This is a genomic window from Flagellimonas hymeniacidonis (genome assembly GCF_008040165.1).
GTDB lineage: Bacteria > Bacteroidota > Bacteroidia > Flavobacteriales > Flavobacteriaceae > Flagellimonas > Flagellimonas hymeniacidonis.
Genome location: NZ_VRUR01000002.1, coordinates 831,605 through 852,019 on the forward strand (window position 1 = coordinate 831,605; position 20,415 = coordinate 852,019).

21 protein-coding genes are annotated in these 20,415 nt (G+C 37.9%); 9 read left to right on the forward strand and 12 right to left on the reverse strand.

Going from position 1 to position 20,415, the window contains the following annotated elements:
• Positions 1–122: 122 nt before the first annotated feature.
• Positions 123–1,514 (reverse strand): S1C family serine protease, encoded by a 1,392-nt coding sequence (locus FVB32_RS12650; RefSeq protein WP_147744158.1) that lies wholly within the window; start codon positions 1,512–1,514, stop codon positions 123–125.
• Positions 1,515–1,647: 133 nt separating this feature from the next.
• Between FVB32_RS12650 and dapF the strand changes: the two genes are divergently transcribed.
• The 4 genes from dapF (at position 1,648) to FVB32_RS12670 (ending at position 4,785) form a co-directional block, all read left to right on the forward strand.
• The gene (gene dapF, locus FVB32_RS12655; RefSeq protein WP_147745062.1) at positions 1,648–2,421 is read left to right on the forward strand and encodes a diaminopimelate epimerase; all 774 of its coding nucleotides are present in this window, start codon (positions 1,648–1,650) and stop codon (positions 2,419–2,421) included.
• Positions 2,415–2,948 (forward strand): GNAT family N-acetyltransferase, encoded by a 534-nt coding sequence (locus tag FVB32_RS12660; protein WP_147744159.1) that lies wholly within the window; start codon positions 2,415–2,417, stop codon positions 2,946–2,948. Before dapF ends, FVB32_RS12660 begins: the two co-directional genes overlap by 7 nt.
• Positions 2,938–3,981, forward strand: a complete 1,044-nt coding sequence (gene mltG, locus FVB32_RS12665) for an endolytic transglycosylase MltG (RefSeq protein ID WP_147744160.1) — start codon at positions 2,938–2,940, stop codon at positions 3,979–3,981. The genes FVB32_RS12660 and mltG overlap by 11 nt, the downstream gene beginning before the upstream one ends.
• A gap of 159 nt (positions 3,982–4,140) precedes the next feature.
• On the forward strand, positions 4,141–4,785 hold the full coding sequence (locus tag FVB32_RS12670; RefSeq protein WP_147744161.1) for a hypothetical protein: 645 nt from the start codon (positions 4,141–4,143) through the stop codon (positions 4,783–4,785).
• A gap of 50 nt (positions 4,786–4,835) precedes the next feature.
• Here the strand turns inward: FVB32_RS12670 and FVB32_RS12675 are convergent, their stop codons facing one another.
• Genes FVB32_RS12675 through dnaA form a run of 3 tightly spaced genes read right to left on the reverse strand, consistent with a single transcriptional unit; the run spans position 4,836 to position 7,459 of the window.
• Entirely contained in the window at positions 4,836–5,564 is a 729-nt protein-coding gene (locus tag FVB32_RS12675) for an SAM-dependent methyltransferase (protein ID WP_147744162.1), read from the reverse strand.
• Entirely contained in the window at positions 5,551–6,021 is a 471-nt protein-coding gene (locus FVB32_RS12680; protein ID WP_147744163.1) for a low molecular weight protein-tyrosine-phosphatase, read from the reverse strand. Before FVB32_RS12680 ends, FVB32_RS12675 begins: the two co-directional genes overlap by 14 nt.
• Positions 6,022–6,034: 13 nt before the next feature.
• A complete protein-coding gene (gene dnaA / locus FVB32_RS12685; protein WP_147744164.1) occupies positions 6,035–7,459 on the reverse strand; it encodes a chromosomal replication initiator protein DnaA in 1,425 nt (474 codons plus the stop codon).
• Between the two features lie 203 nt (positions 7,460–7,662).
• On the opposite strand from dnaA, the gene FVB32_RS12690 reads away from it, so the two are divergent.
• Positions 7,663–8,061 carry an acyl-CoA thioesterase gene (locus tag FVB32_RS12690; protein ID WP_147744165.1) on the forward strand — a complete coding sequence of 133 codons (399 nt, stop codon included), beginning with the start codon at positions 7,663–7,665 and terminating at the stop codon, positions 8,059–8,061.
• Here the strand turns inward: FVB32_RS12690 and FVB32_RS12695 are convergent.
• The 4 genes from FVB32_RS12695 to ribD are packed head-to-tail and all read right to left on the reverse strand — an operon-like array spanning position 8,058 to position 11,179.
• Positions 8,058–8,669 (reverse strand): IMPACT family protein, encoded by a 612-nt coding sequence (locus tag FVB32_RS12695; protein ID WP_147744166.1) that lies wholly within the window; start codon positions 8,667–8,669, stop codon positions 8,058–8,060. The genes FVB32_RS12690 and FVB32_RS12695 overlap by 4 nt on opposite strands.
• Positions 8,669–9,532 (reverse strand): EamA family transporter, encoded by an 864-nt coding sequence (locus FVB32_RS12700; protein WP_147744167.1) that lies wholly within the window; start codon positions 9,530–9,532, stop codon positions 8,669–8,671. The genes FVB32_RS12695 and FVB32_RS12700 overlap by 1 nt, the downstream gene beginning before the upstream one ends.
• Positions 9,532–10,134, reverse strand: a complete 603-nt coding sequence (locus FVB32_RS12705) for an HAD family hydrolase (protein WP_147744168.1) — start codon at positions 10,132–10,134, stop codon at positions 9,532–9,534. The genes FVB32_RS12700 and FVB32_RS12705 overlap by 1 nt, the downstream gene beginning before the upstream one ends.
• On the reverse strand, positions 10,127–11,179 hold the full coding sequence (gene ribD / locus FVB32_RS12710; RefSeq protein ID WP_147744169.1) for a bifunctional diaminohydroxyphosphoribosylaminopyrimidine deaminase/5-amino-6-(5-phosphoribosylamino)uracil reductase RibD: 1,053 nt from the start codon (positions 11,177–11,179) through the stop codon (positions 10,127–10,129). Before ribD ends, FVB32_RS12705 begins: the two co-directional genes overlap by 8 nt.
• 29 nt (positions 11,180–11,208) lie before the next feature.
• Between ribD and FVB32_RS12715 the strand changes: the two genes are divergently transcribed.
• Genes FVB32_RS12715 through ligA form a run of 3 tightly spaced genes read left to right on the forward strand, consistent with a single transcriptional unit; the run spans position 11,209 to position 14,544 of the window.
• Positions 11,209–11,694: a GNAT family N-acetyltransferase gene (locus FVB32_RS12715; protein ID WP_147744170.1), complete on the forward strand. Its 486-nt coding sequence runs from the start codon at positions 11,209–11,211 to the stop codon at positions 11,692–11,694.
• A 1-nt stretch (position 11,695) separates the two neighbouring features.
• The gene (prmC, locus tag FVB32_RS12720; protein WP_147744171.1) at positions 11,696–12,553 is read left to right on the forward strand and encodes a peptide chain release factor N(5)-glutamine methyltransferase; all 858 of its coding nucleotides are present in this window, start codon (positions 11,696–11,698) and stop codon (positions 12,551–12,553) included.
• Positions 12,550–14,544, forward strand: a complete 1,995-nt coding sequence (gene ligA / locus FVB32_RS12725; protein WP_147744172.1) for an NAD-dependent DNA ligase LigA — start codon at positions 12,550–12,552, stop codon at positions 14,542–14,544. Before prmC ends, ligA begins: the two co-directional genes overlap by 4 nt.
• On the opposite strand, the gene FVB32_RS12730 is transcribed toward ligA, so the two are convergent.
• Positions 14,541–16,436 (reverse strand): hypothetical protein, encoded by a 1,896-nt coding sequence (locus FVB32_RS12730; protein ID WP_147744173.1) that lies wholly within the window; start codon positions 16,434–16,436, stop codon positions 14,541–14,543. The genes ligA and FVB32_RS12730 overlap by 4 nt on opposite strands.
• A 119-nt stretch (positions 16,437–16,555) precedes the next feature.
• Between FVB32_RS12730 and FVB32_RS12735 the strand changes: the two genes are divergently transcribed.
• Entirely contained in the window at positions 16,556–16,858 is a 303-nt protein-coding gene (locus FVB32_RS12735; RefSeq protein ID WP_147744174.1) for a hypothetical protein, read from the forward strand.
• Between the two features lie 255 nt (positions 16,859–17,113).
• Here FVB32_RS12735 and FVB32_RS12740 read toward each other — a convergent pair whose 3' ends face one another.
• The 3 genes from FVB32_RS12740 to FVB32_RS12750 all read right to left on the reverse strand — a co-directional run bounded on the left by FVB32_RS12740 (position 17,114) and on the right by FVB32_RS12750 (position 20,409).
• Positions 17,114–18,625 (reverse strand): ComEC/Rec2 family competence protein, encoded by a 1,512-nt coding sequence (locus FVB32_RS12740; RefSeq protein ID WP_147744175.1) that lies wholly within the window; start codon positions 18,623–18,625, stop codon positions 17,114–17,116.
• 159 nt (positions 18,626–18,784) lie between these two features.
• Positions 18,785–19,696 (reverse strand): metallophosphatase, encoded by a 912-nt coding sequence (locus FVB32_RS12745; RefSeq protein WP_147744176.1) that lies wholly within the window; start codon positions 19,694–19,696, stop codon positions 18,785–18,787.
• On the reverse strand, positions 19,693–20,409 hold the full coding sequence (locus FVB32_RS12750) for a 5'-nucleotidase C-terminal domain-containing protein (protein ID WP_246139885.1): 717 nt from the start codon (positions 20,407–20,409) through the stop codon (positions 19,693–19,695). Before FVB32_RS12750 ends, FVB32_RS12745 begins: the two co-directional genes overlap by 4 nt.
• Between the last annotated feature and the right edge of the window lie 6 nt (positions 20,410–20,415).

The following is a 20,415-nucleotide window of genomic DNA, read 5'->3' on the forward strand; positions in this document are numbered from 1 at the left end:
GGTTGAGTTGTTGTTTTTAATTTTCGGCAAAATTATATATTTCAAACGTTTTCGTAAAGGATTTTCTAAATAAAAATAGCACCCTGATCAGGGTGCTATTTTTTACTCTTTTACGTTACTATTTATTGAAGAATCAGGCGTTCTTTTTCACCTTTTTCATTAATCATGGTAAAGCTGGTCCTTCCGTATTTCGAAATTTCACCGAAAAACTCCTTAGCATCATCAATGTTTTTGATTTCCTTGTCATCAACTTCAGTGATTACCTTGTTTTTTAAATCATACCTCCCATACCCTTCTGGTACATCAATAATCTTAACTCCCTTTTTGACTCCAAACGTCTTTTTATCTTCATCAGAAAGGTTTTTCACCATGAAACCGGTGGTGGGCAGAATAATCGTTTGCTGCTTTTTAAGGGTTACGTTTTTCGCAATTCGTCTACCCTCACGGTCCACAACAACTTCCACAGTATCGCCAGGTCTTTTAGAAGAAAGATACCCTGTTAATTCTGAAAACTTTCGGACCAAAATATTGTCAACTTGCTTTATAACATCTCCTGTTTGCAATCCAGCTTCTTCCGCACCGGAATCTTCACTAACTTGGGAAATATATACTCCTTCTATTTCATCCAGACCAAGTTCAATAGCTTCTTTAGAATTAATATTAGCTGCAGAAATACCTAACAATCCGCGCTGAACGTTGCCAAATTCCATGATGTCTTCCACCACTTTCTTTGCTATATTACTGGGAACTGCAAAAGAATATCCGACGTATGATCCTGTTTGTGAAGTAATTGCGGTATTTATTCCAATAAGGTCTCCGTTAGTGTTGACCAAAGCGCCACCACTATTACCGGGATTCACCGCAGCATCCGTTTGTATAAAGGACTGATTTCGTCCCAAGGATCTTGCTTTAGCACTAACAATTCCTGCAGTTACTGTTGAAGTCAAGCTAAACGGGTTGCCAACAGCCAGAACCCATTCTCCGATTTTTGCATTATCAGAATCCCCAAACGCTAAGTAAGGAAGTGGTCTGTCAACATCAATTTTCAAGAGGGCAATATCTGAACTGGGGTCAGCTCCAATGACTTCTGCCTCATAGGTCTTCTTATTGTTTAACGTAATCTCGAGTTGACTTGCCTTGGCGATTACATGATTATTGGTGACAATAAAGCCATCAGGAGATATAATAACTCCAGAACCTGTTCCAATTTGTGGAGTTTGTTGACGTTCAAATCCGTAAAAGAAATCAGCTAGGTTATTTGAACCTTTATTAATAGTCAAGTTTTTAACATGAACAACGGCATTTACCGTTTTTTCAGCAGCAATGGTAAAATCAACTTCGTTGATTCCGGCCCCTTTTGCCGATGTAGATAAGCTACTGGTGCTCAAGAAGGGTGTTGCTTCATTTGTAGTAACTAATTTATATGTGTCTTTTTCAAAAAATAATTTATAAGCACCTAAAGTAATGGCTCCCGCAAATAGCGATACGAGGAACAAACTGGCTATTCTTTTCATAATTCAATAATAATTTAACATTTAGCTTTAACAAAATTAAAGCAATTCACTTTTTACTATGTCGCTTTAACTCGGTTTTAACTACAAAAAAATCCTTAAAGAATGTCCTATCTTTGTTTCTTTGCAGACGAATATGGTGCTAGAATTTTTCAAATATCAAGGTACAGGCAACGATTTTGTTGTGGTTGATAATCGATTGGATTTTTTTCCAAAAGACGACCTCAAATTGATTTCTAAGTTGTGTGATAGAAGATTTGGTATTGGAGGTGATGGGTTGATTTTATTGGAAAATGATATAGCATCAGATTTCAGGATGGTCTATTATAATGCCGATGGCAGCAAAAGCATGTGCGGTAATGGTGGGCGATGCGCGGTAGCTTTTGCCCATTATTTGGGTATTATTGGTACGGAGACCACCTTTAACGCCATTGATGGGCTGCATTTTGCCACTTTGGAAGGCGACATAGTCAACCTAAAAATGAACAATGTAACGGATATAAAAGAAAAACCTGCCTACAGTTTTTTGGATACGGGTTCACCACACCATGTGCAACTTGTAGAAAATTTAGAAAGATTAAATGTAAAGATAGAAGGAGCAAAACTTCGCTATGGGATTTATGGAAAATCTGGAAGCAATATCAATTTTGTAGAGCCGGCTGAAGACCAATCGTTTAATGTGAGAACCTACGAACGTGGTGTTGAGGATGAAACCTTGTCTTGTGGAACCGGGGTTACGGCAGTGGCTATTGCTATGCATAAGCAAGGTAAAACTGCATCCAACCAAGTTGATATTAATACACCCGGCGGCAAACTGGCTATTAGTTTTGAGCAACAAAATGGTTCTTACACAGATATATATTTAAAAGGCCCGGCCAAGCAAGTATTTAAGGGAGATGTAGTATGTTGAATTTGAAGGGAAAACAGCTTTACTTAAGAGCGTTGGAGCCTAGAGATTTGGATTTTCTCTACCAATTGGAAAATGATACCTCCATTTGGGAAATAAGTGGAACACTCAAACCATATTCCAAAAAAGTACTCAGACTCTATCTTGATAATGCGCATAGAGATATTTACGAAGTGAAACAACTCCGCCTTTGTATCTCAGATTTAGAAGATACATGTATTGGACTTATTGATTTGTTCGATTTTGACCCAAAAAATAGAAGGGCAGGAATTGGTGTTGTTATCTCAAGAACAAAGGATAGAAATAAAGGATATGGGGCGGAAGCACTTTCTTTAATGTGTAATTATGCCTTCACCACCTTGGATTTACATCAACTTTACGCCAATATTTTAGAAGATAATGAAGCGAGTATTCATCTTTTTGAAAAACAAGGATTTGAAAAAATTGGTTGTAAGCGAGAATGGATAAGAACCAGCAAAGGTTTTAAAAATGAATTAATGTTTCAAAAAATAAACTCCGATGTATCTTAAAAAAGTACTTTGGGCAGCCGCAATTTTAGGTCTTTTGGTCTGCGGATTTATAGCCTATCAGATTTACAATGCCATCTTTAGTCCAAATACGCAGTTCAATAATGATCAGGCCTTTGTTTATATCCCTTCGGATGCCACTTTTTCCGATGTAAAAAATGTATTACAACCTTTGGTGAAGGATCTTTCCACTTTTGAAGCGGTTGCAGAGCGCAAAGGATACCATACGAATATAAAAGGCGGAAAATTTGCTATTGCAAAGGGAATGAACAATAACGAAATCATCAATTCGCTCCGCAGCAACAACATTCCCGTAAAAGTATCCTTTAACAATCAAGAATCCTTGGCGTCCCTTGCAGGGCGTATATCCCAACAAATTGAAGCAGATAGTATATCCCTTTTGAATGCTTTTAGTGATAAGGTATTTCTTAAAGAAGCCAATTTTAACGATGACACCAGATTGGGAATGTATTTGCCAAACACCTACGAATTTTATTGGAACATTAGGGCAGAAGATTTTAGGGATAGAATGCACAAGGAATATCAAAAATTCTGGAATGAAAATAGGTTGGACAAGGCTAAAAAGGTAAACCTATCTCCATCTCAGGTAATCTCCCTGGCTTCCATAGTTCAAAAAGAGACGGTAAAAGCAGAAGAAAGACCGAGAGTAGCGGGAGTCTATTTGAACAGAGTCCAAAAAGGAATTTTATTGCAAGCAGATCCTACGGTCATATATGCCATAAAAAAGGAAACGGGGAATTATGACACTATTATTAAGCGAGTGCTGTATCGAGATTTGGAAATGGACTCTCCATACAATACCTATAAATATAGCGGTGTTCCGCCAGGACCTATTACCATGCCAGATATTGCATCTATAGAAGCGGTTTTAAATCCTGAAAAACACGATTATCTTTACTTTGTGGCAGATGTTTCCAACTTTGGATACCATAAGTTTGCCAAAACACTTGCGCAGCACAACCGAAATAAGGTGCAATATATCCGTTGGCTCAATGAGCAAAAAGTGCTCAGATAATACTGCTTACCGTTAATTTTCAGCGCTTTAACGTAATTTGTGCCCTTTTTAAGAAAAACTTAAGAGCTTTATAAGTGTTAAAATAAAGTCTCCCCCTATATTTGCCGACCAAATTTAATTTCTCTGCTTTAACGCATTGAAATCTTAAATATGAGAGTTATGAAAAGATGGATAGGTTTTGTTTTGCATCTTGCCATGATAGTAATTTTGACAAGTTTTGGTTCATATACCATGACGAAGAAAGTGGACCATAAGGTGCCAGATTCGTTAAAGGTAAAGATGGGCATTGAAACACTTGTGCTTCAAGATTCTGTTTACGACTCAGAAAACAGTCTGGTCACACCACCTTTTTTGGGGAATGCTTATAATGGTTTCAAGGAAGCCTTGGCTTTTAAAGAATCGCAGGGAAGATATGATGTAGTGAATACGTTAGGATACTTGGGAAAATATCAGTTTGGAAAAAATACCCTCAAATTAATAGGAGTGTATGACCCAGATAGCTTTTTGAATGATGCGAAACTTCAAGAAAAGACATTTGAAATCAATATAGCGAGGAACAAATGGATATTACGAAGAGATATTAAACGCTTTAATGGAAAGCGGATTAGAGGGATAAAAATTACCGAATCTGGTATTTTGGCTGCAGCGCATTTGGCTGGAGCGGGAAATGTAAAAAAATATTTGCGTTCTTATGGACAGAACGATGTGGCTGATGCATATGGAAGTAGTATTTCATACTATATGAGAAAGTTTGCAGGATATGATATTTCGGAAATACCGCAAAAACGGAACGCTAAAGTTTAATAAACGACTGTGCAAGTAGTTTAAGACCCAGAATTAAGTTCTGGGTTTTTTTATGCCTGAATGATAAATATTGTTGGCCTTTTATTAAGATCAATTTCTATTTCTCCCCATTCATGAATAATTTTGGTCTGGATAAACTCTGTTGGTAAGGTAATATCAGCAGCAATACATAATCTGGTGCTCTTATGAAGCGTTCGGGTCAATTCCTTTAAGAGCTTATCGTTTCTATATGGAGTTTCCATAAATATCTGGGATTGCCCTGTTTCCTTCGAGATACGTTCGAGTTTTTTCAACATGGCTTTGCGTTCAGCTGCGTCAATGGGTAAATAACCGTTAAAAGCAAAGTTTTGGCCGTTCATTCCGCTGGACATCATTGCCATTAAAATAGAGGAGGGGCCTACCAAAGGAACTACCTGTATTCTTTTTTCATGGGCAATCCTAATCACATCCGCTCCAGGGTCCGCAATTCCAGGGCACCCTGCTTCTGATAACAGCCCAATATTGAACCCACTTATACAGGGTTCTAGATAGGAAGGTATCACTGCAGGGTCCGTAAACTTGTTCAAAGGTTCAATGGAGAGGCTTGGTTGTGGCTTGTTGGGACTTATTTTTTTAATAAACCGCCGAGCGGTCTTTTCATTTTCAACGATGTAATGGTCTGTGTTTTCTATAGTTCTTTTAATAGAAATAGGAAGCACCTCTAAAGGCGCATTGTCTCCCAAAGTTGTCGGGATAAGATAGAGCTTACCTAAAACGAGTCCTGGCTTAGCCTCTTCCATGGATATGACTTATTTTTGTTGCTATTGCTTCGCAGGCTAGATCAATCATTTCAAAAACGTTTTCAAAACCATCATCACCGCCATAGTATGGGTCTGGAACTTCTTTCACACCTAAATTTACTTCATTTAGCAACAAACTTACTTTTTGCTTTTCATTTTCACTTTCCGCTAAACTTAAAATATCCATGAAGTTATTTTGATCCATAACGTAGATAAAATCAAACTCCTTAAAATCATTTAAGGAAAACTTTCTGCATTTCTGTGTACTGATATCGATACCGTACTTGCCAGCTACGGAAATTGATCTTGGATCAGGTGGATTGCCAATATGATATCCTGCAGTACCCGCAGAATCCACAAATACATCCTCAGAATTAACTTTGGACTTTAAAATGCCTTCAGCCAAAGGAGACCTGCAAATATTTCCTAGGCAGACCATGAGAACCTTGGTTTTCATGAAGTTAAAAGGATTAAGAGAATTTTTTGCTAAGATCTTCTATATACTTTCTAAACTGCTTGTCTGTCTCTGCGAGGTTATCAACAGTTTTACAAGCATGCAATACGGTGGCATGATCTCGCTTCCCAATTTGAGAGCCAATACTGGCCAGCGAGGCTTTGGTGAATTTTTTAGCAAAAAACATGGCTAGCTGTCTCGCTTGAACAATATGTCTTTTTCTGGTTTTGGACTGCAATGTGGCTACGTCCATTTCAAAATAGTCGGATACTACTTTCTGGATGTAATCGATAGAAACTTCTCGTTTTGTATTTTTTACAAACTTTTCTACCACCTGTTGGGCCAATTCTAAAGTAACCTCTCGTTTGTTAAATGAAGACTGTGCAATTAGAGAGATAATGGCACCTTCCAATTCTCTAATGTTGGTCTTTATGTTTTTAGCTACATGATCTATGATTTCGTCTGGCATTTCAACCCCATCACGATATAGCTTATTTTTTAGGATTGAAATTCTAGTTTCAAAATCCGGACTCTGCAATTCTGCCGAAAGTCCCCATTTAAATCTAGACAACAAACGCTGTTCTATATCTTGCATGTCTACCGGAGCCTTATCTGAAGTAAGGATAACCTGTTTACCATTTTGATGCAAGTGATTAAAGATATGGAAGAACACATCTTGGGTTCCAGATTTCCCAGAAAGGAACTGCACATCATCAATAATGAGTACATCTATAAGTTGGTAAAAGTGGATGAAATCGTTTCGGGTGTTCTTTTTTACGGATTCAATATACTGTTGGGTAAATTTTTCCGCAGAAATATATAATACGGTCTTTTCGGGATACTTATCCTTTATTTCTACACCGATAGCATGTGCCAAGTGCGTTTTGCCCAAGCCTACGCCTCCAAAAACTAACAAAGGATTAAACGAAGTTCCTCCAGGCTTGTTTGCAACAGCCATACCTGCCGATCTAGCAAGTCTATTCGAATCCCCTTCCAAAAAGTTCTCAAAACTGTAATTTGGATTAAGTTGGGATTCAATCTTGATATTTCTAATTCCGGGAATCACAAAAGGATTCTTTAACTCAGGACTTTTTGAAGTAATGGGCACATCCAATTCTTGAGGACCCACTGCAGTGCGGTTAGCACTTGGAATCTGTTCCGTAAAAGGTTCCTTGTTCCCATACTTATTTTCCATTTTTATAATGTAAATAAGTTTTGCATTGCTTCCTAGCTCCTTGGTAAGGGCAACTTTTAAAAGTTTTACGTAGTGTTCCTCTAACCACTCATAAAAAAATTTACTGGGAACTTGAATGCTAAGTGCTTTGTCTGTTAACTTGATGGGCTTAATAGGTTCAAACCAAGTTTTGAATGCCTGCGGTTGGATGTTATCCTGGATAAAAGCCAAACAATTGCCCCATACGGAATTTGCAGTAACACTCATAAAAGTTTATCCTTAGTTTTGTTGGTTAGCTTTAAAATTTTAATAAAAACATCTAAGGGGAATCAGATGCTTATTGGATGCGACAAATATGTGAACAAATCTTTGAAAAAAAAAATGATTTGGTGGTTGAATATTCTGTTTTTTTTTTGCATGTTTCCCTAACGATAACCAAGCCTTTAAATATATAATTTTTCAGTTAATATATGCGATTAAATTCATTTTCTTTTAGGGTTCGTTATGGAGAAACGGACCAAATGGGTGTAGTGTACCATGGCAACTATGCACAATACTTGGAGTTGGGCAGGGTGGAGTGGTTAAGAGCCCTCGGTATCTCATATAGGGGCATGGAGGAAAATGGAATCATACTACCTGTAATTTCCCTACAAGTTGATTATAAAAAATCTGCGCTGTACGATGACCTACTTACGGTAGAGACCAAGATTAAAAAGCCCCCTTTGGTTAAGATAGAATTTGACTACAAAATCTATAATGAAACTAGGGAATTACTGGTTGAAGCTAATACCGTTTTAGCTTTTATGGATAAGAAAACGAACAGACCCATGAAATGCCCCGACTATATTCTGGAAAAATTGGATTTTTAATCCATACATGTAATTACTACGTGTTGCATCTTTTCAAAAAGTTGTTTGGTTTGAATTGCCTCGCTCTTCCTAACTGAAATGCAGAGCAAACATTTCAGTTCCATTTGTTGTAAAACGATGGTAATTCCTTTTTGCTTGATCAAACGCATTACTTTATCCATTTCAGGATAATCAAACTGCAATTGAAAGTGCGTTGTTATTGTTTTTTCAATGACAACAGCGTTCTCTAAAGCCATTTGGGCAGCAGCGCGGTAGGCTTGAATAAGACCGCCAACACCAAGTTTTGTTCCTCCAAAAACCCTTACTACTGCTACTAAAACATTAGTGATGTTAAAAGATTGAATTTGACCATAAATGGGCATTCCAGCCGAGTTATTGGGTTCGCCATCATCATTGGCTCTATAGGAATATATTTTTTCTCCCAATTGCCATGCATAGCATACATGATTGGCAGTATGGTGCTTTTTTCTCAAGGATTCTATAATAGGTTTTACATCCTCTACGGAAGAAATTGGAAATGCATAACCAAAAAACTTACTTTTCCTATCCTTAAATAGAATTTCAGGGGAAGGCTCTCTTACGGTTTTATAACTATCCTCTTCTTGCATTAAAATAAAGCTACCAGCATAATACTTACAATGGCCAAGGCGATACCTCCCCAATTTTTTAGACTTAGTTTTTCTTTGAAGATAAGAATTCCGAGAAGGGTCGAGAGCATTACAATGGCAACATTATTCAATGTAAAAATAGCTGCGCTATCAAATCCCTCATTTTGAAGTGCCCGTATTAAAAAGAAAATGGAAAAATAATTGGGAACGCCAAGAACAATTCCACCCATAATATTTTTGAAATTTGTTTTCAATGGTTGCTTTACTGCCTTTATACCAATAAAAACAAACCCGGTCAACGCAGCAAAACCAAAAACCATAGATGAGAATATAGCAACTTCTTTAGCGTCTAGGTGATTTTCCTGAAAATACTTCATACAGATATCGATAATACCGGAACCTAAAAAAACAAGCAAAGGCAGTAGCAAAGTCTTTTTAGAAAGTCCAATTGATTTTTCTTTCATTGAAGCAAGATAAACTGCTACCAATGCCAATAGAATCCCAATAATCTGAAAAATTGATAAGGTTTCCCTGTAAAAAATAACCCCAAAAATCACTGGCATCACCAACGACATTTTTGTTGCCACAGAGGCTACGGAGACTCCAGCAACTTGTGAAGCCCTTGCCATGAGATTAAAGACCAAGATAAAAAAGACGCCAAGCGCCATGGCACCTAAAAACCAAGATTTGCTTGCAATTTCTTTAAAATCGATATTACCATCGTAGAGTAGCATGCCAACCATACATGCGACCACATAGTTGGTGATAATTGCATAAAGCGTTTGAACTTTGAAAACATCAAACATTTTAAAAATGACAAAAATTAAACTGGAGCAAAGAACGCTAAGTGCGAGGTTCAGCATTATAGAAAAGATTTTAATTGGGTAATATCTTCTTTGCCTACTTGTAAATTCCAGGTTTTAATGCCTAGGAGGGAAGCGGTATCGGTATTTTCTTTAGTATCATCCACAAACAAGGTTTCGTTGGCTGCTAGTTTATTTTCGGATAGTACAAATTCAAAAATTTCAGCATCTGGTTTTCGCATTCCCATTTCATAGGATAGATAAAAAACCTCAAACGCATTTTTGAATCTATTGAATTTTTCCATTCCCATCTGCTCTTTTACAAATTCAATATGGATATCATTGGTATTGCTTAGCAAGAACAAGCGGTATTGATTTTCTTGTGCCAATGCTTCAATAAATTCCAATCTCCTATCAGGAAACTCCAATAAAATGGCATTCCATGCGTCAATCAAATCTTTATCCGTAGCGCTTGGAAATACGCTGGATACTTCCTCTAAAAACTCTTGGGAACTCTTTGAACCTTTTTCATAATTCTTAAATAGCGCGTCCAGGTCAGGTGTTAAGCTTTTATAGCCAAATTTTTCCATGGCCTTTGCGGTGGCTGGTTTGTCCAAATCAATAAAGATATCGCCGAAGTCGAGAATAATGTTTTTAATCATTTATAAGTAGTGATAGGGTGTCAGATATAATAGGTTTGGTTTCTATAAGCTTTCCCGAGATTTTTGGTGATGGAATACCACTAGTAAATGTAGTCGTTCCCTTAAAGATTCGTGCCTCGTCCCACAAATTGGAATCAATAAAGGCCTGAAGCGTTTTAGAGCCACCTTCAACGAATAAACTTGTTATGGAATGTTTAAAAAGTACTGAACAAATCTGTTGAACAATTTCAGAGGAAAAATCAATCAATTCATAATCAATACCATTCAAGTATTTAGATGAATCATCAGTTTGAGTCAATACAATAGTTTTAATTTTAGCATTCAAAACATGAAAACTTGAAGGGACCTTCAAATCCTTATCCATTATAACACGAATAGGGTGTTTTCCTTCCCAATTTCTAACATTCAACTTTGGATTATCTGCTAAAACTGTGTTAGTACCAACCAAAATAGCTTGTTCCTCACTTCGCCATTTATGAACCAGTTGTTTGGAATATGTATTGGTAATCCAAAATGGAGTAGGATTCTTCGCCCTCATTTTGGATGCAGGGGCCATAAAACCATCCGCTGTCTCTGCCCATTTTAAAATGATGTAAGGTCGCTTTTTCTCTTGAAAACTTAAAAATCGTTTATGATGAACCCTGCATTCTTTTTCAAGAACGCCAACAGTCACTTTGCATCCAGATGCTTTTAATTTTTCAATTCCTCTCCCGGCTACTTTATCATGTGGGTCTTGAAGTCCTATAAAGACTTCTGGAATTTTATGTTCAATAATAAGATTGGTGCATGGCGGTGTTTTACCAAAATGGGAGCAAGGCTCTAAACTTACATAGAGAACTGCGTTGGAAAGCAGCTTTTTATCTTTTACAGAATTAATGGCATTTACCTCGGCATGAGCTCCGCCATATGGATTGGTAAAGCCTTCGCCAATAATTTTATCATTGTGAACAATAACACAGCCAACCATAGGATTTGGTGCAGTAGTACCGAGCCCTTTTTCACCTAATTGGATGCAGCGTAGCATGTATTTTTCGTGTATATTCACATCGCAAAAATAGAATAATAAAACACAATATGGGCGAGGTTGTAATTAGGGAAATTACTCCAGATGATAATGCTCAGGTAGCACAGGTTGTCCGTAAAGTTCTGTTGGAAATGGGTGTGCCAAAAATAGGGACAGCTTATGCAGACAAAGCATTGGACGACATGTATGGGGCATATAATACTGCTAAGGCAACGTATTTTGTAGTTGAGGATAATGGGCAAATCATCGGTTGTGCTGGAATTGCACAATTGGATAATTATGAAGGCAACGTTTGTGAGCTTCAAAAAATGTATTTGTTAGAAGAGACCAGGGGCAGAGGCTTGGGTTCCAAAATGATTACGGTGTGTTTGGAGAAAGCCAAGTCATATGGTTTTGAGCAATGTTATTTAGAGACTATGCCATACATGAAAGCCGCTCAAAAACTATACAAAAAGAACGGCTTTGAATACATAGATGCTCCAATGGGTGACACAGGTCACTATTCCTGTCCGGTTTGGATGCTCAAAAAATTGTAGCATGCTGCTCAAAGAAATCAAGACCATTTTTCATCAGGAACTGGATGCTATATATCCAAAGGAAGAAGTTGATGCTTTCTTTTATAGATTGATAGAACATTACTTGCAGTTAGAACGATTTGTATTGGTGATGCACCCTAATCATACTATTACCAAGGAGGAGGAACAACCACTTTTTGAAGCATTATCCGGATTGAAACTGGAAAAACCGCTACAATACATCACTGGAATGGCATATTTTATGGATTTGGAGTTGAAGGTCAATGCGCATGTGTTGATTCCAAGACCAGAAACAGAAGAATTAGTAGCATGGATTATTTCAGATTATCAAGTTGAGCAGAATCGAGAGCTCAACATTCTGGATATTGGTACTGGTAGTGGATGCATTGCGATTGCTTTGGCAAAAAACCTTCCAAATGCAAAAGTATATGCGTTGGATGTCTCAACAAAAGCATTGGAAGTGGTACACCAGAATGCAACTTTAAATAATGTCGATGTTACTTTGGTGCAAAAAGACATTCTGAATCCAAAACTTGATCTAGAACTTAAGTTTGATATCATCGTGTCTAATCCGCCATATGTGAGGGAATTGGAAAAAGAAAAAATCAAGGAGAACGTAAAAGCATACGAACCCAGTTTGGCACTTTTCGTCCCAGATGAGGATGCATTGTTGTTTTACAGAGCCATTGTTGCTTTTGCGAAAGAACATTTTTCAGAAAAGGGGTGTTTATACCTAGAAATCAATCAATATTTAGGAAAGGAAACCAAAGCACTTTTAGAAGCGCATAATTTTTCAGAAATTGAGCTTCGCAAAGACCTTTTTGGAAACGATAGAATGCTTAAAGCAATAAAACCATGAATATCCAGCAGCATATAGAATCCCTTAGAGAAGAGCTACGGAAGCACAATTATAATTACTATGTGTTGGACAAGCCTACCATCTCTGATTATGAGTTTGATGTAAAACTTAAGGAGCTTCAGAAATTAGAAGAAACGCATCCTGAATTTTATGATGCCACTTCGCCCACATTAAGGGTTGGGGGAGAGGTGACCAAAAATTTTGAAACTGTTCAACATGAGCATCGCATGTATTCCTTGGATAATTCCTATTCCAAAGAAGATTTAGAGGATTGGGAAAAGCGTATCCAACGCATTTTGGGTGATGTTGAGGTCGAATTCACCTGTGAGCTAAAATATGACGGGGCCTCCATCAGCTTGACCTACGAAGAGGGAAAATTGGTTAGGGCAGTTACAAGAGGTGATGGTTTTCAAGGTGATGATGTGACCACCAATATAAAAACGATAAAATCCGTTCCACTACAATTAAAAGGTGATTATCCTCCTAAGTTTGATATACGTGGGGAGATTATCTTAACTCTGGAAGGTTTTTCCAAAATGAATCAGGAACGCTTGTCAAATGGGGAAGAGGCCTATATGAATCCAAGAAACACGGCTTCAGGCAGTTTAAAATTGCAAGATAGCGCCTTGGTGGCTCAGCGTCCTTTGGAATGCTTACTGTATAGTATTACAGGCAAAAACCTAAATATTGCTTCGCAGTTTGAGGTTTTGGACAAAGCACGGGCTTGGGGATTCAAAGTGCCAACGGTGGCAAAATTGTGCAAGACAACAGATGAGGTCATGCAATTTGTGGATTATTGGGATGTGCACCGGCACGATTTACCTTATGAGACAGATGGCGTAGTGATTAAAGTAAACAATTTACGTCATCAAGAAGAGTTGGGGTATACGGCCAAAGCCCCACGTTGGGCAATGGCCTATAAGTTTAAGGCCGAGCAAGTGTCAACGGTGCTACATGAGATCACCTATCAAGTAGGGCGTACAGGGGCCATTACCCCTGTGGCAAATTTGGAGCCTGTACTGTTGGCTGGGACTACAGTGAAACGTGCATCATTGCACAATGCAGATCAGATAGAGAAATTGGATATTAGGTTTGGTGATACTGTTTTTGTGGAAAAAGGAGGGGAAATCATTCCGAAGATTATAGCAGTGGATTTTACCAAACGCCCTGCAGACTCTGTTCCTACTGCTTACATTCAGCATTGCCCCGAATGTAATACGCAACTAGTGCGAAAAGAGGGGGAGGCACAACACTTTTGTCCGAATGATACAGGATGCCCAACTCAGATTACTGGCCGCATTCAGCATTTCATATCAAGGAAAGCAATGGATATTGAAGGCTTGGGTGGGGAAACCGTAGAATTGCTATTTAAAGAAGGCTTGATAGCGAATTATGCTGATCTATACGCGTTGACCAAAGAGCAAGTAATGCCGTTGGAGCGGATGGCTGAAAAATCTGCTGAAAATTTGGTAAATGGAGTTGCAGCTTCAACAGCAATACCTTTTGAGCGTGTTTTATTTGGGTTGGGAATACGCTATGTAGGAGAAACTGTGGCCAAAAAACTGGCAAAAGCCTATAAAAACATCGATGGCTTAGTTGCAGCCACAGAGGAAGAATTGGTTGCCGTCGATGAGATAGGTGGCCGTATTGCTGAAAGTGTTGTGCAATTTTTTGCTGAACCCTCCAATGTGGAACTAATAGAGCGATTAAAATCTTATGGATTGCAGTTTTCGCTATCCGAAGAACAATTGGAGAATCAATCTGATCAGTTAAAAGGGAAAACTTTTGTGGTTTCTGGCGTTTTTGAATCCCTGGGAAGAACAGAACTGAAAAAACTAATTGAAGACAATGGTGGTAAAGTGGCCTCATCCATTTCCTCCAAAACAACTTATTTGGTGGCAGGGGCCAATATGGGCCCAAGCAAGAAAACCAAAGCCGAAGGTCTTGGAATTCCCATTATTTCGGAACAAGATTTTATAGAGATGCTTTAGTTTTCGCAATTTTCACAGTAGGTATTGTATAGGTAGTAATCTTCCAGTAGTTGAAAGGTGACACCGCCTTTATGTGATTCATCAAATAGTCTGCAGAATCTATTCTTATTTAAGTTAATGGCATTGAGCATAATGGTACGATACTCAGGATTCTGAATGATTTCCTTGTTTACTAAAGTAAGGTTCAGGTAGTAGAAAAGAAGGTTTTCATTCACATCTACCATCTTCATTTTAGGTTGTAATAGATGCTCCGCACTTTCCAAATCGGAATAATAGGTTAAAAACTGCGCAAGGCTTAAGTAATCATAGTCCTGTAGCGGTACTTTTTTGTAATTTTTCAATATAAAGCCAACAGATCTGTCTTTGTTGGTATAATCTCGTTGCCGCATATAGAGCTCACTTTTAATAATGTGATAGTTGACCAACATTCTATCTATAAGCGCTTGCTGGATTCCATATTTTTTGAGATTCAAGAGTTCTGTTTTAAAATTATCCTGCTGAACAGGTTCTACGTTATGACGCCATATCCGCATTTTTAATGCTGCAATATTGTACTTGATCTTTTTGTCTTTAGGCGCTAGTCTTTCCAGCTCTAGTAATTCTTTGTATGCAATAAGGAGGTTTCGTTCATCCTTCAAATAGCGAAATGCTGAATTTTTATTGAAAAAAGGTACGTATTTCAATTGACGGGGTATTTCCATGGATGATAATAGATTTGGATCTGCCTCTTTGCCCTTCAATCGCTCAAAAATAGAATTCTGTAAGATTTTTGCCTGATCAATATCATCATTTCCAATTGCTTGGTTGAAAAGGTCGATAATAACCTCTGTTTTCATGTCTTTGTACTTATCAATACGCTCAAGGTCCAATCTGATAATTGCTTTACGGTGGTTCCGTAAATATTTTTCCAACGTTTCGGATGTACTCCCTACAAGTTTGTTCTTTATTTCTTGCTTGCTCAATTTTTTGAATGATGCATATGGCGTGTCAGAAATATCATTTAAAAATTCAACCCAGTTTTCAGAGGTTGAAACTTTGGTTTCAATAGTAGGTTCTTGAAATGCCTGCATGGCCTGTACAATGCTCGATGCGCGATCTTGTTGTAGTTTTAGGTTACGCTCGGCATTCCCTTCTACCGAAGCATAGGCTTTGATATCGATTTTTTTAATATTGAAATCTGTCAACCTTAATGAATCGTAAAGGGGTTTAATGTCCTCTTGTGAATAGCTCGATTTGTTTTTTTCAAATGGAATGGTAAAGGTTAAAGTCTTCTGTTTTAATGAATACTCTGCACCTGTTGCTTTAGAGCTTAGTTTGGTCTTATAGGTGAGGGAATCTAGGTACATCCCCATATCCAATAAGCTCCACTGGTATGATTCTAGGTTGAAGATGGTGTTGTATCTGCATAATGTTCTGTTGCTTAAAAACAGAATGTTAAATTCTACTTCTTTGTTAAGAAATAAAGCGGGTAATTTACCTACTCTAACGCGATACCTGTTTTCTGTTGTCGGCTTCAAGGTCTTTTTTAAGGCTGGGGCATACACTGGCTTTAAAAGCATCCCTTTTATTTGTTGGGGTTCTGGAAATAATTCTGAACAATCGTATCGATTTTTGGTGATAATGTCCACAGCAATCCCGTCACCAGCATTTTTAAAAAGCATATTGAACCACTTCCGGTCATTGATTTCAAAATAAAGGGTATTGGATTTGTCCATTTTGATTGAAAAACCAACTTCCTTGGGTTTTTGTGAGAATAGCTGCAAGCAACGTTGACAATTGTTGCTTCGTTCTGCTTCTGTACGTGGAAATACGATGTCGAAGGTATTTTGGGCTACCACAGAAGTAAATGACACTATGGAGAATAGAAAAACGAAAAGATGATTTAAATGCATCGTTGATTTTATATAAATTTATCTTGAAAAGTAATTTTTGATAAGGTCTAATTTAGGTAAGAATGTGGATAAAAATTGATTTCACGAGTATAAATCAAAATGTGATATAGTTTATTAAGATGTCAGTCCTAAAAACATATGAGGAATTCGTGAATACTTTAATAGAAGCCGAACCTTCAGTAGATTGGCCCGAAGCCATGCAATCGCTTTGGTGGGCTTCCAAAGGAGATTGGAATGCTTCGCATGACATTGCTCAAGAACTGCACACCAAAATGGGAAGCCGAATTCATGCCTATTTACATCGCGTGGAAGGAGATGATTGGAACGCTTCTTATTGGTACAAACTGGCTAACGAATCTTTTCCATCGGATAGTTTAGAAGAAGAGCTTAGAGAGTTGGTGATTTCAGCTTTGAAGAAATAGTCGATTATCACACTAGTTTTTTCTAAATATTCTTCTAGAATTGGGTTGCCTTCAGTTTCTTGTGTCCAACAGATGTTGATGACCCACCATCTTTTATTATCATTCAATAGTTGTATGCTATTGATTCCTCTCATAAAAGGTTTTTTGCCATTCTGGCTTTTAATGGAAGCATTGGTGCTAAATACTTGCGAAATATCCCAAATGAGTGTAACGGATTTATACAAGTATATAGATAGAGGTTGGAAGAGGCAACTTCTACTTCCTGACAAACCGTTGCTCTTGTGCATCAAAAGCAAACTTGTAGATGTCATATTTGCCGCCGCGACCATCTTTTTCCAATTTTTGGGCAACGATCATTTGTTCTCCATCGCTGCGCAAGCTTATCATCCCATAACGAGTAAGGTAGGAGTTAATCTCTTTATATTTTTTTACCATTTTATCCTTAAGCTCTTCTAATATTACAAGATTGGCTGGGATATCCACAAAGTTGGCCTTGAAATCATCGTGCTCATTCTTAGCTTCTTCCCAGTTTTGGTACTTTTTTACCAGCTCTGGAATAGTTGTTGAAGAGAAATCTTTGTTGGACCGAGCAAGCTCAGTACTAAAAATCAAAGGCTTTTTGCTATACCCTGTCTTTCCTATTGCGCCGAGTGTGTCTGGTCTTGGGTGACTGTAGTTTTCATTGTCCCCACTAGAGATTACCGTACCCAAGGCATTTATATTTTCTAAAAACTCATAACTGAACAAATGACTGCCATGGTGGCACGCCTTGGCAATATCGGACTGAAGAATATCCTTAGCGCTTACACCCAATTTATGGTTGATATACTCCCCTGCTTCTTCGTTAATGTCACCACCGAGCATTACCTTTAAATGTTTGTATTTCAGCATTAACAAAACCGAATGCCCATTCTTTGTTTTTCCGTTGTCCTTTAAAAATGGGAGAACCTGTTTTCCGTCTTTTTGGGTAATAATTGGAGCAATAACCTCAAGTGAAAGTTCATTGTTTCCACCATTACCCAACAAAAAACCAGTATGGTTGTTTAGCGCTTCAAAATCTGGTTGAGGCTGTTGTACTAAGGCAAGTGCCATAGTTTCTGGGTATTGAGACCCTTTGCCAATACTGTTTTGAGGGTCGCTCAATATTGATTTCATAGCAGCATCTGTAAGCACTAAGGATTCCAGATACTTTTCCCCATCTGAAAGCTCTTCTACTTTTCCCAACAGCGTATTCCAACCTTTTGTATGATCTACAGGACGCTGCACAATACCACTATGATAGATTTTATCAAACTGGATAGCTGGTTCTTTAAAAATATCTGCAAACCCCAAAAAGTGATCATTGTCTGGATGGCTTACAATGGCCTTAAACTTCATAGGCAAACTATCGTTTTTATCCAGATTAAATCGCCAGTAGAGATAGCGGTACATATTGTCTCCTTTGCCGGCATCAATAAAATAATGTTTATCATCCGGGGTAACCATATGACAACCATCTCCTTGGCCAATATCCACAAAATTGACTTCCAGGATTCGCTGTTTTTGGATATTTTCAATGGAAATCCACCCAGTTTTATTTCTGGAAAGCACTAATACCCGGTCGTTGATTACTTCGGTATCCAGGACAGTGATGTAATCTCCGAACAACAAATGCTGCACCCACTTTGATGAGGTCTCGCTTTCTAGGATTTTAGCATCGGGAAAACCCGCATAAGTGAAATTTCTTGACCCAGTAGAGTTGAATAATGAAGTATCTAATTGTGCCATATTTTTTTGACTGTTTAACTAATTGTTGCAGTAAAAGCAAAAGGGCGCTTTTCAATATAAGAAAATTCTTATGTTATACTGCGAATTGATGTAAAACAGGTATTAAATCGTGTGTAAATGAGCTGATTTATATGATATACCGTTACGAACTCAACGATTTTACACGGAAATACTCACCCCATTTACTGAAGCATTTTTATCCTGATCAAAATAAAAATCAATTCGACCTAAATTAATACCAAAGGCTCCCACTTGGTTGATTAATACGGAATCTCCGTTTTTGTTTGTACGGATGTCCGGCTTATCCAAAAAGGTATGGGTGTGTCCGCCGATAATCAAATTGGTGTAGTGGGTACGTTGCGCCAATTGCGTATCTGAAGGGCGTTCCGGATTCTCATAATCATAGCCCAGATGGGAAAGACAAATGACCAAATCACACTGCTCCTCTTCTTTGAGTTTATGTTCCATATCAGAGGCAATTTCAAAGGGGTTTAAGTACAAAGTTTCCTTGTAAAGTCTTTTTGTGACCAAACCATCCAAAGCTATTCCAAGGCCGTAAACACCTATTTTTACTCCATCTACTTGATAAATTTTGAATGGTTTCACAAAACCATCCATTACCGTATTGCTAAAATCATAGTTAGCAGAAAGTAACTCAAAACTGGCATGGGGTACTTGAGCTAATAATCCATCCACACCATTATCAAAATCATGATTGCCAATGGTTGCTGCATCATAATTGAGTTTGCTCATTAATTTAAACTCCAACTCCCCTCCATAAAAATTAAAATAGGGAGTGCCCTGAAATATATCGCCTGCATCAAAAAGTAGCGTATTCGGATTTTCGTTTCTAATGCTTTCAACCAGCGTTGCTCTTCTTGCAATTCCGCCTAGGTTGGCATATAGCGAGTGGGAATTTGGAAAAGGATCTATATGGCTATGCACATCATTGGTATGCAAGATGGTAATGTGTTTACGACCTATGCTGGAACATGAATTTAGTCCAAGCCCACCAAGTCCAATTAAGGCTGATGTCGCTGCTGTATTGGTTAAAAACTCCCTTCTTTTCATCTATTCAATTGTATAAAACGATCATCAACGGTTGCTTTTAAAGTGTCTACTTTTTTAAAGTAATCTATAATCGCGTTTCGTAAAAGGTAGTCCGTATGGGTAACAGTATTCACATGCTTAAAAAAACCCATCTCTTCACCGCCTTGAACTAAATAATCGGATGTTGCCACATGGTAAACGCGATTTTCATCGAAAGGGCTTCCATTTATATTTACAGATTCCAAAGCGCCTTTTTTGTTTAAAACAATCTGCATTCCTGCTATAGGATGTGCCCGTGTTGCAGATGCCAGAAAAGTAATGAGTTCTCTCACAGCACTACCTTTTAATTCTACTACAGAAATATAATTCTCAAAAGGCATTACCTCATAAGCATTTCTGGCTGTGACATTTCCTGCAGAAATAACAGAACGAATTCCTCCTCTGTTGAGCACCACAAAATCAAGATTTTTCCCGGTTCTAGATTTAAAAAGAGGTTTGGTTTCTTCAAAAACAATATCGGCCATTAAATTCCCCATGGACGTATTACGTGCGCCGTCATCCAGAATCAAGGGTTTGGGAGCATGCGCCAAAGTACTGTCCAGAACTTGGTTTATTCTATCCTTAAAAGGCTTTACAAAAAAAGCGATAGAGTCAGCTTCCTTGTAAGTGGAGTCAATTTTTATTTGTTCGCTTTTAATTTCCGAAAGTCTACTTGTTTCCTGCTTGCAGGCCATCAAAAA

Excerpts from the sequence above, each read along its gene's own strand:
- FVB32_RS12650 (WP_147744158.1), bottom strand. The coding sequence starts at position 1,514 with ATGAAAAGAATAGCCAGTTTGTTCCTCGTATCGCTATTTGCGGGAGCC.
- dapF (WP_147745062.1), top strand. The coding sequence starts at position 1,648 with ATGGTGCTAGAATTTTTCAAATATCAAGGTACAGGCAACGATTTTGTT.
- FVB32_RS12660 (WP_147744159.1), top strand. The coding sequence starts at position 2,415 with ATGTTGAATTTGAAGGGAAAACAGCTTTACTTAAGAGCGTTGGAGCCT.
- mltG (WP_147744160.1), top strand. The coding sequence starts at position 2,938 with ATGTATCTTAAAAAAGTACTTTGGGCAGCCGCAATTTTAGGTCTTTTG.
- FVB32_RS12670 (WP_147744161.1), top strand. The coding sequence starts at position 4,141 with ATGAAAAGATGGATAGGTTTTGTTTTGCATCTTGCCATGATAGTAATT.
- FVB32_RS12675 (WP_147744162.1), bottom strand. The coding sequence starts at position 5,564 with ATGGAAGAGGCTAAGCCAGGACTCGTTTTAGGTAAGCTCTATCTTATC.
- FVB32_RS12680 (WP_147744163.1), bottom strand. The coding sequence starts at position 6,021 with ATGAAAACCAAGGTTCTCATGGTCTGCCTAGGAAATATTTGCAGGTCT.
- dnaA (WP_147744164.1), bottom strand. The coding sequence starts at position 7,459 with ATGAGTGTTACTGCAAATTCCGTATGGGGCAATTGTTTGGCTTTTATC.
- FVB32_RS12690 (WP_147744165.1), top strand. The coding sequence starts at position 7,663 with ATGCGATTAAATTCATTTTCTTTTAGGGTTCGTTATGGAGAAACGGAC.
- FVB32_RS12695 (WP_147744166.1), bottom strand. The coding sequence starts at position 8,669 with ATGCAAGAAGAGGATAGTTATAAAACCGTAAGAGAGCCTTCCCCTGAA.
- FVB32_RS12700 (WP_147744167.1), bottom strand. The coding sequence starts at position 9,532 with ATGCTGAACCTCGCACTTAGCGTTCTTTGCTCCAGTTTAATTTTTGTC.
- FVB32_RS12705 (WP_147744168.1), bottom strand. The coding sequence starts at position 10,134 with ATGATTAAAAACATTATTCTCGACTTCGGCGATATCTTTATTGATTTG.
- FVB32_RS12715 (WP_147744170.1), top strand. The coding sequence starts at position 11,209 with ATGGGCGAGGTTGTAATTAGGGAAATTACTCCAGATGATAATGCTCAG.
- prmC (WP_147744171.1), top strand. The coding sequence starts at position 11,696 with ATGCTGCTCAAAGAAATCAAGACCATTTTTCATCAGGAACTGGATGCT.
- ligA (WP_147744172.1), top strand. The coding sequence starts at position 12,550 with ATGAATATCCAGCAGCATATAGAATCCCTTAGAGAAGAGCTACGGAAG.
- FVB32_RS12730 (WP_147744173.1), bottom strand. The coding sequence starts at position 16,436 with ATGCATTTAAATCATCTTTTCGTTTTTCTATTCTCCATAGTGTCATTT.
- FVB32_RS12735 (WP_147744174.1), top strand. The coding sequence starts at position 16,556 with ATGTCAGTCCTAAAAACATATGAGGAATTCGTGAATACTTTAATAGAA.
- FVB32_RS12740 (WP_147744175.1), bottom strand. The coding sequence starts at position 18,625 with ATGGCACAATTAGATACTTCATTATTCAACTCTACTGGGTCAAGAAAT.
- FVB32_RS12745 (WP_147744176.1), bottom strand. The coding sequence starts at position 19,696 with ATGAAAAGAAGGGAGTTTTTAACCAATACAGCAGCGACATCAGCCTTA.
- FVB32_RS12750 (WP_246139885.1), bottom strand. The coding sequence starts at position 20,409 with ATGGCCTGCAAGCAGGAAACAAGTAGACTTTCGGAAATTAAAAGCGAA.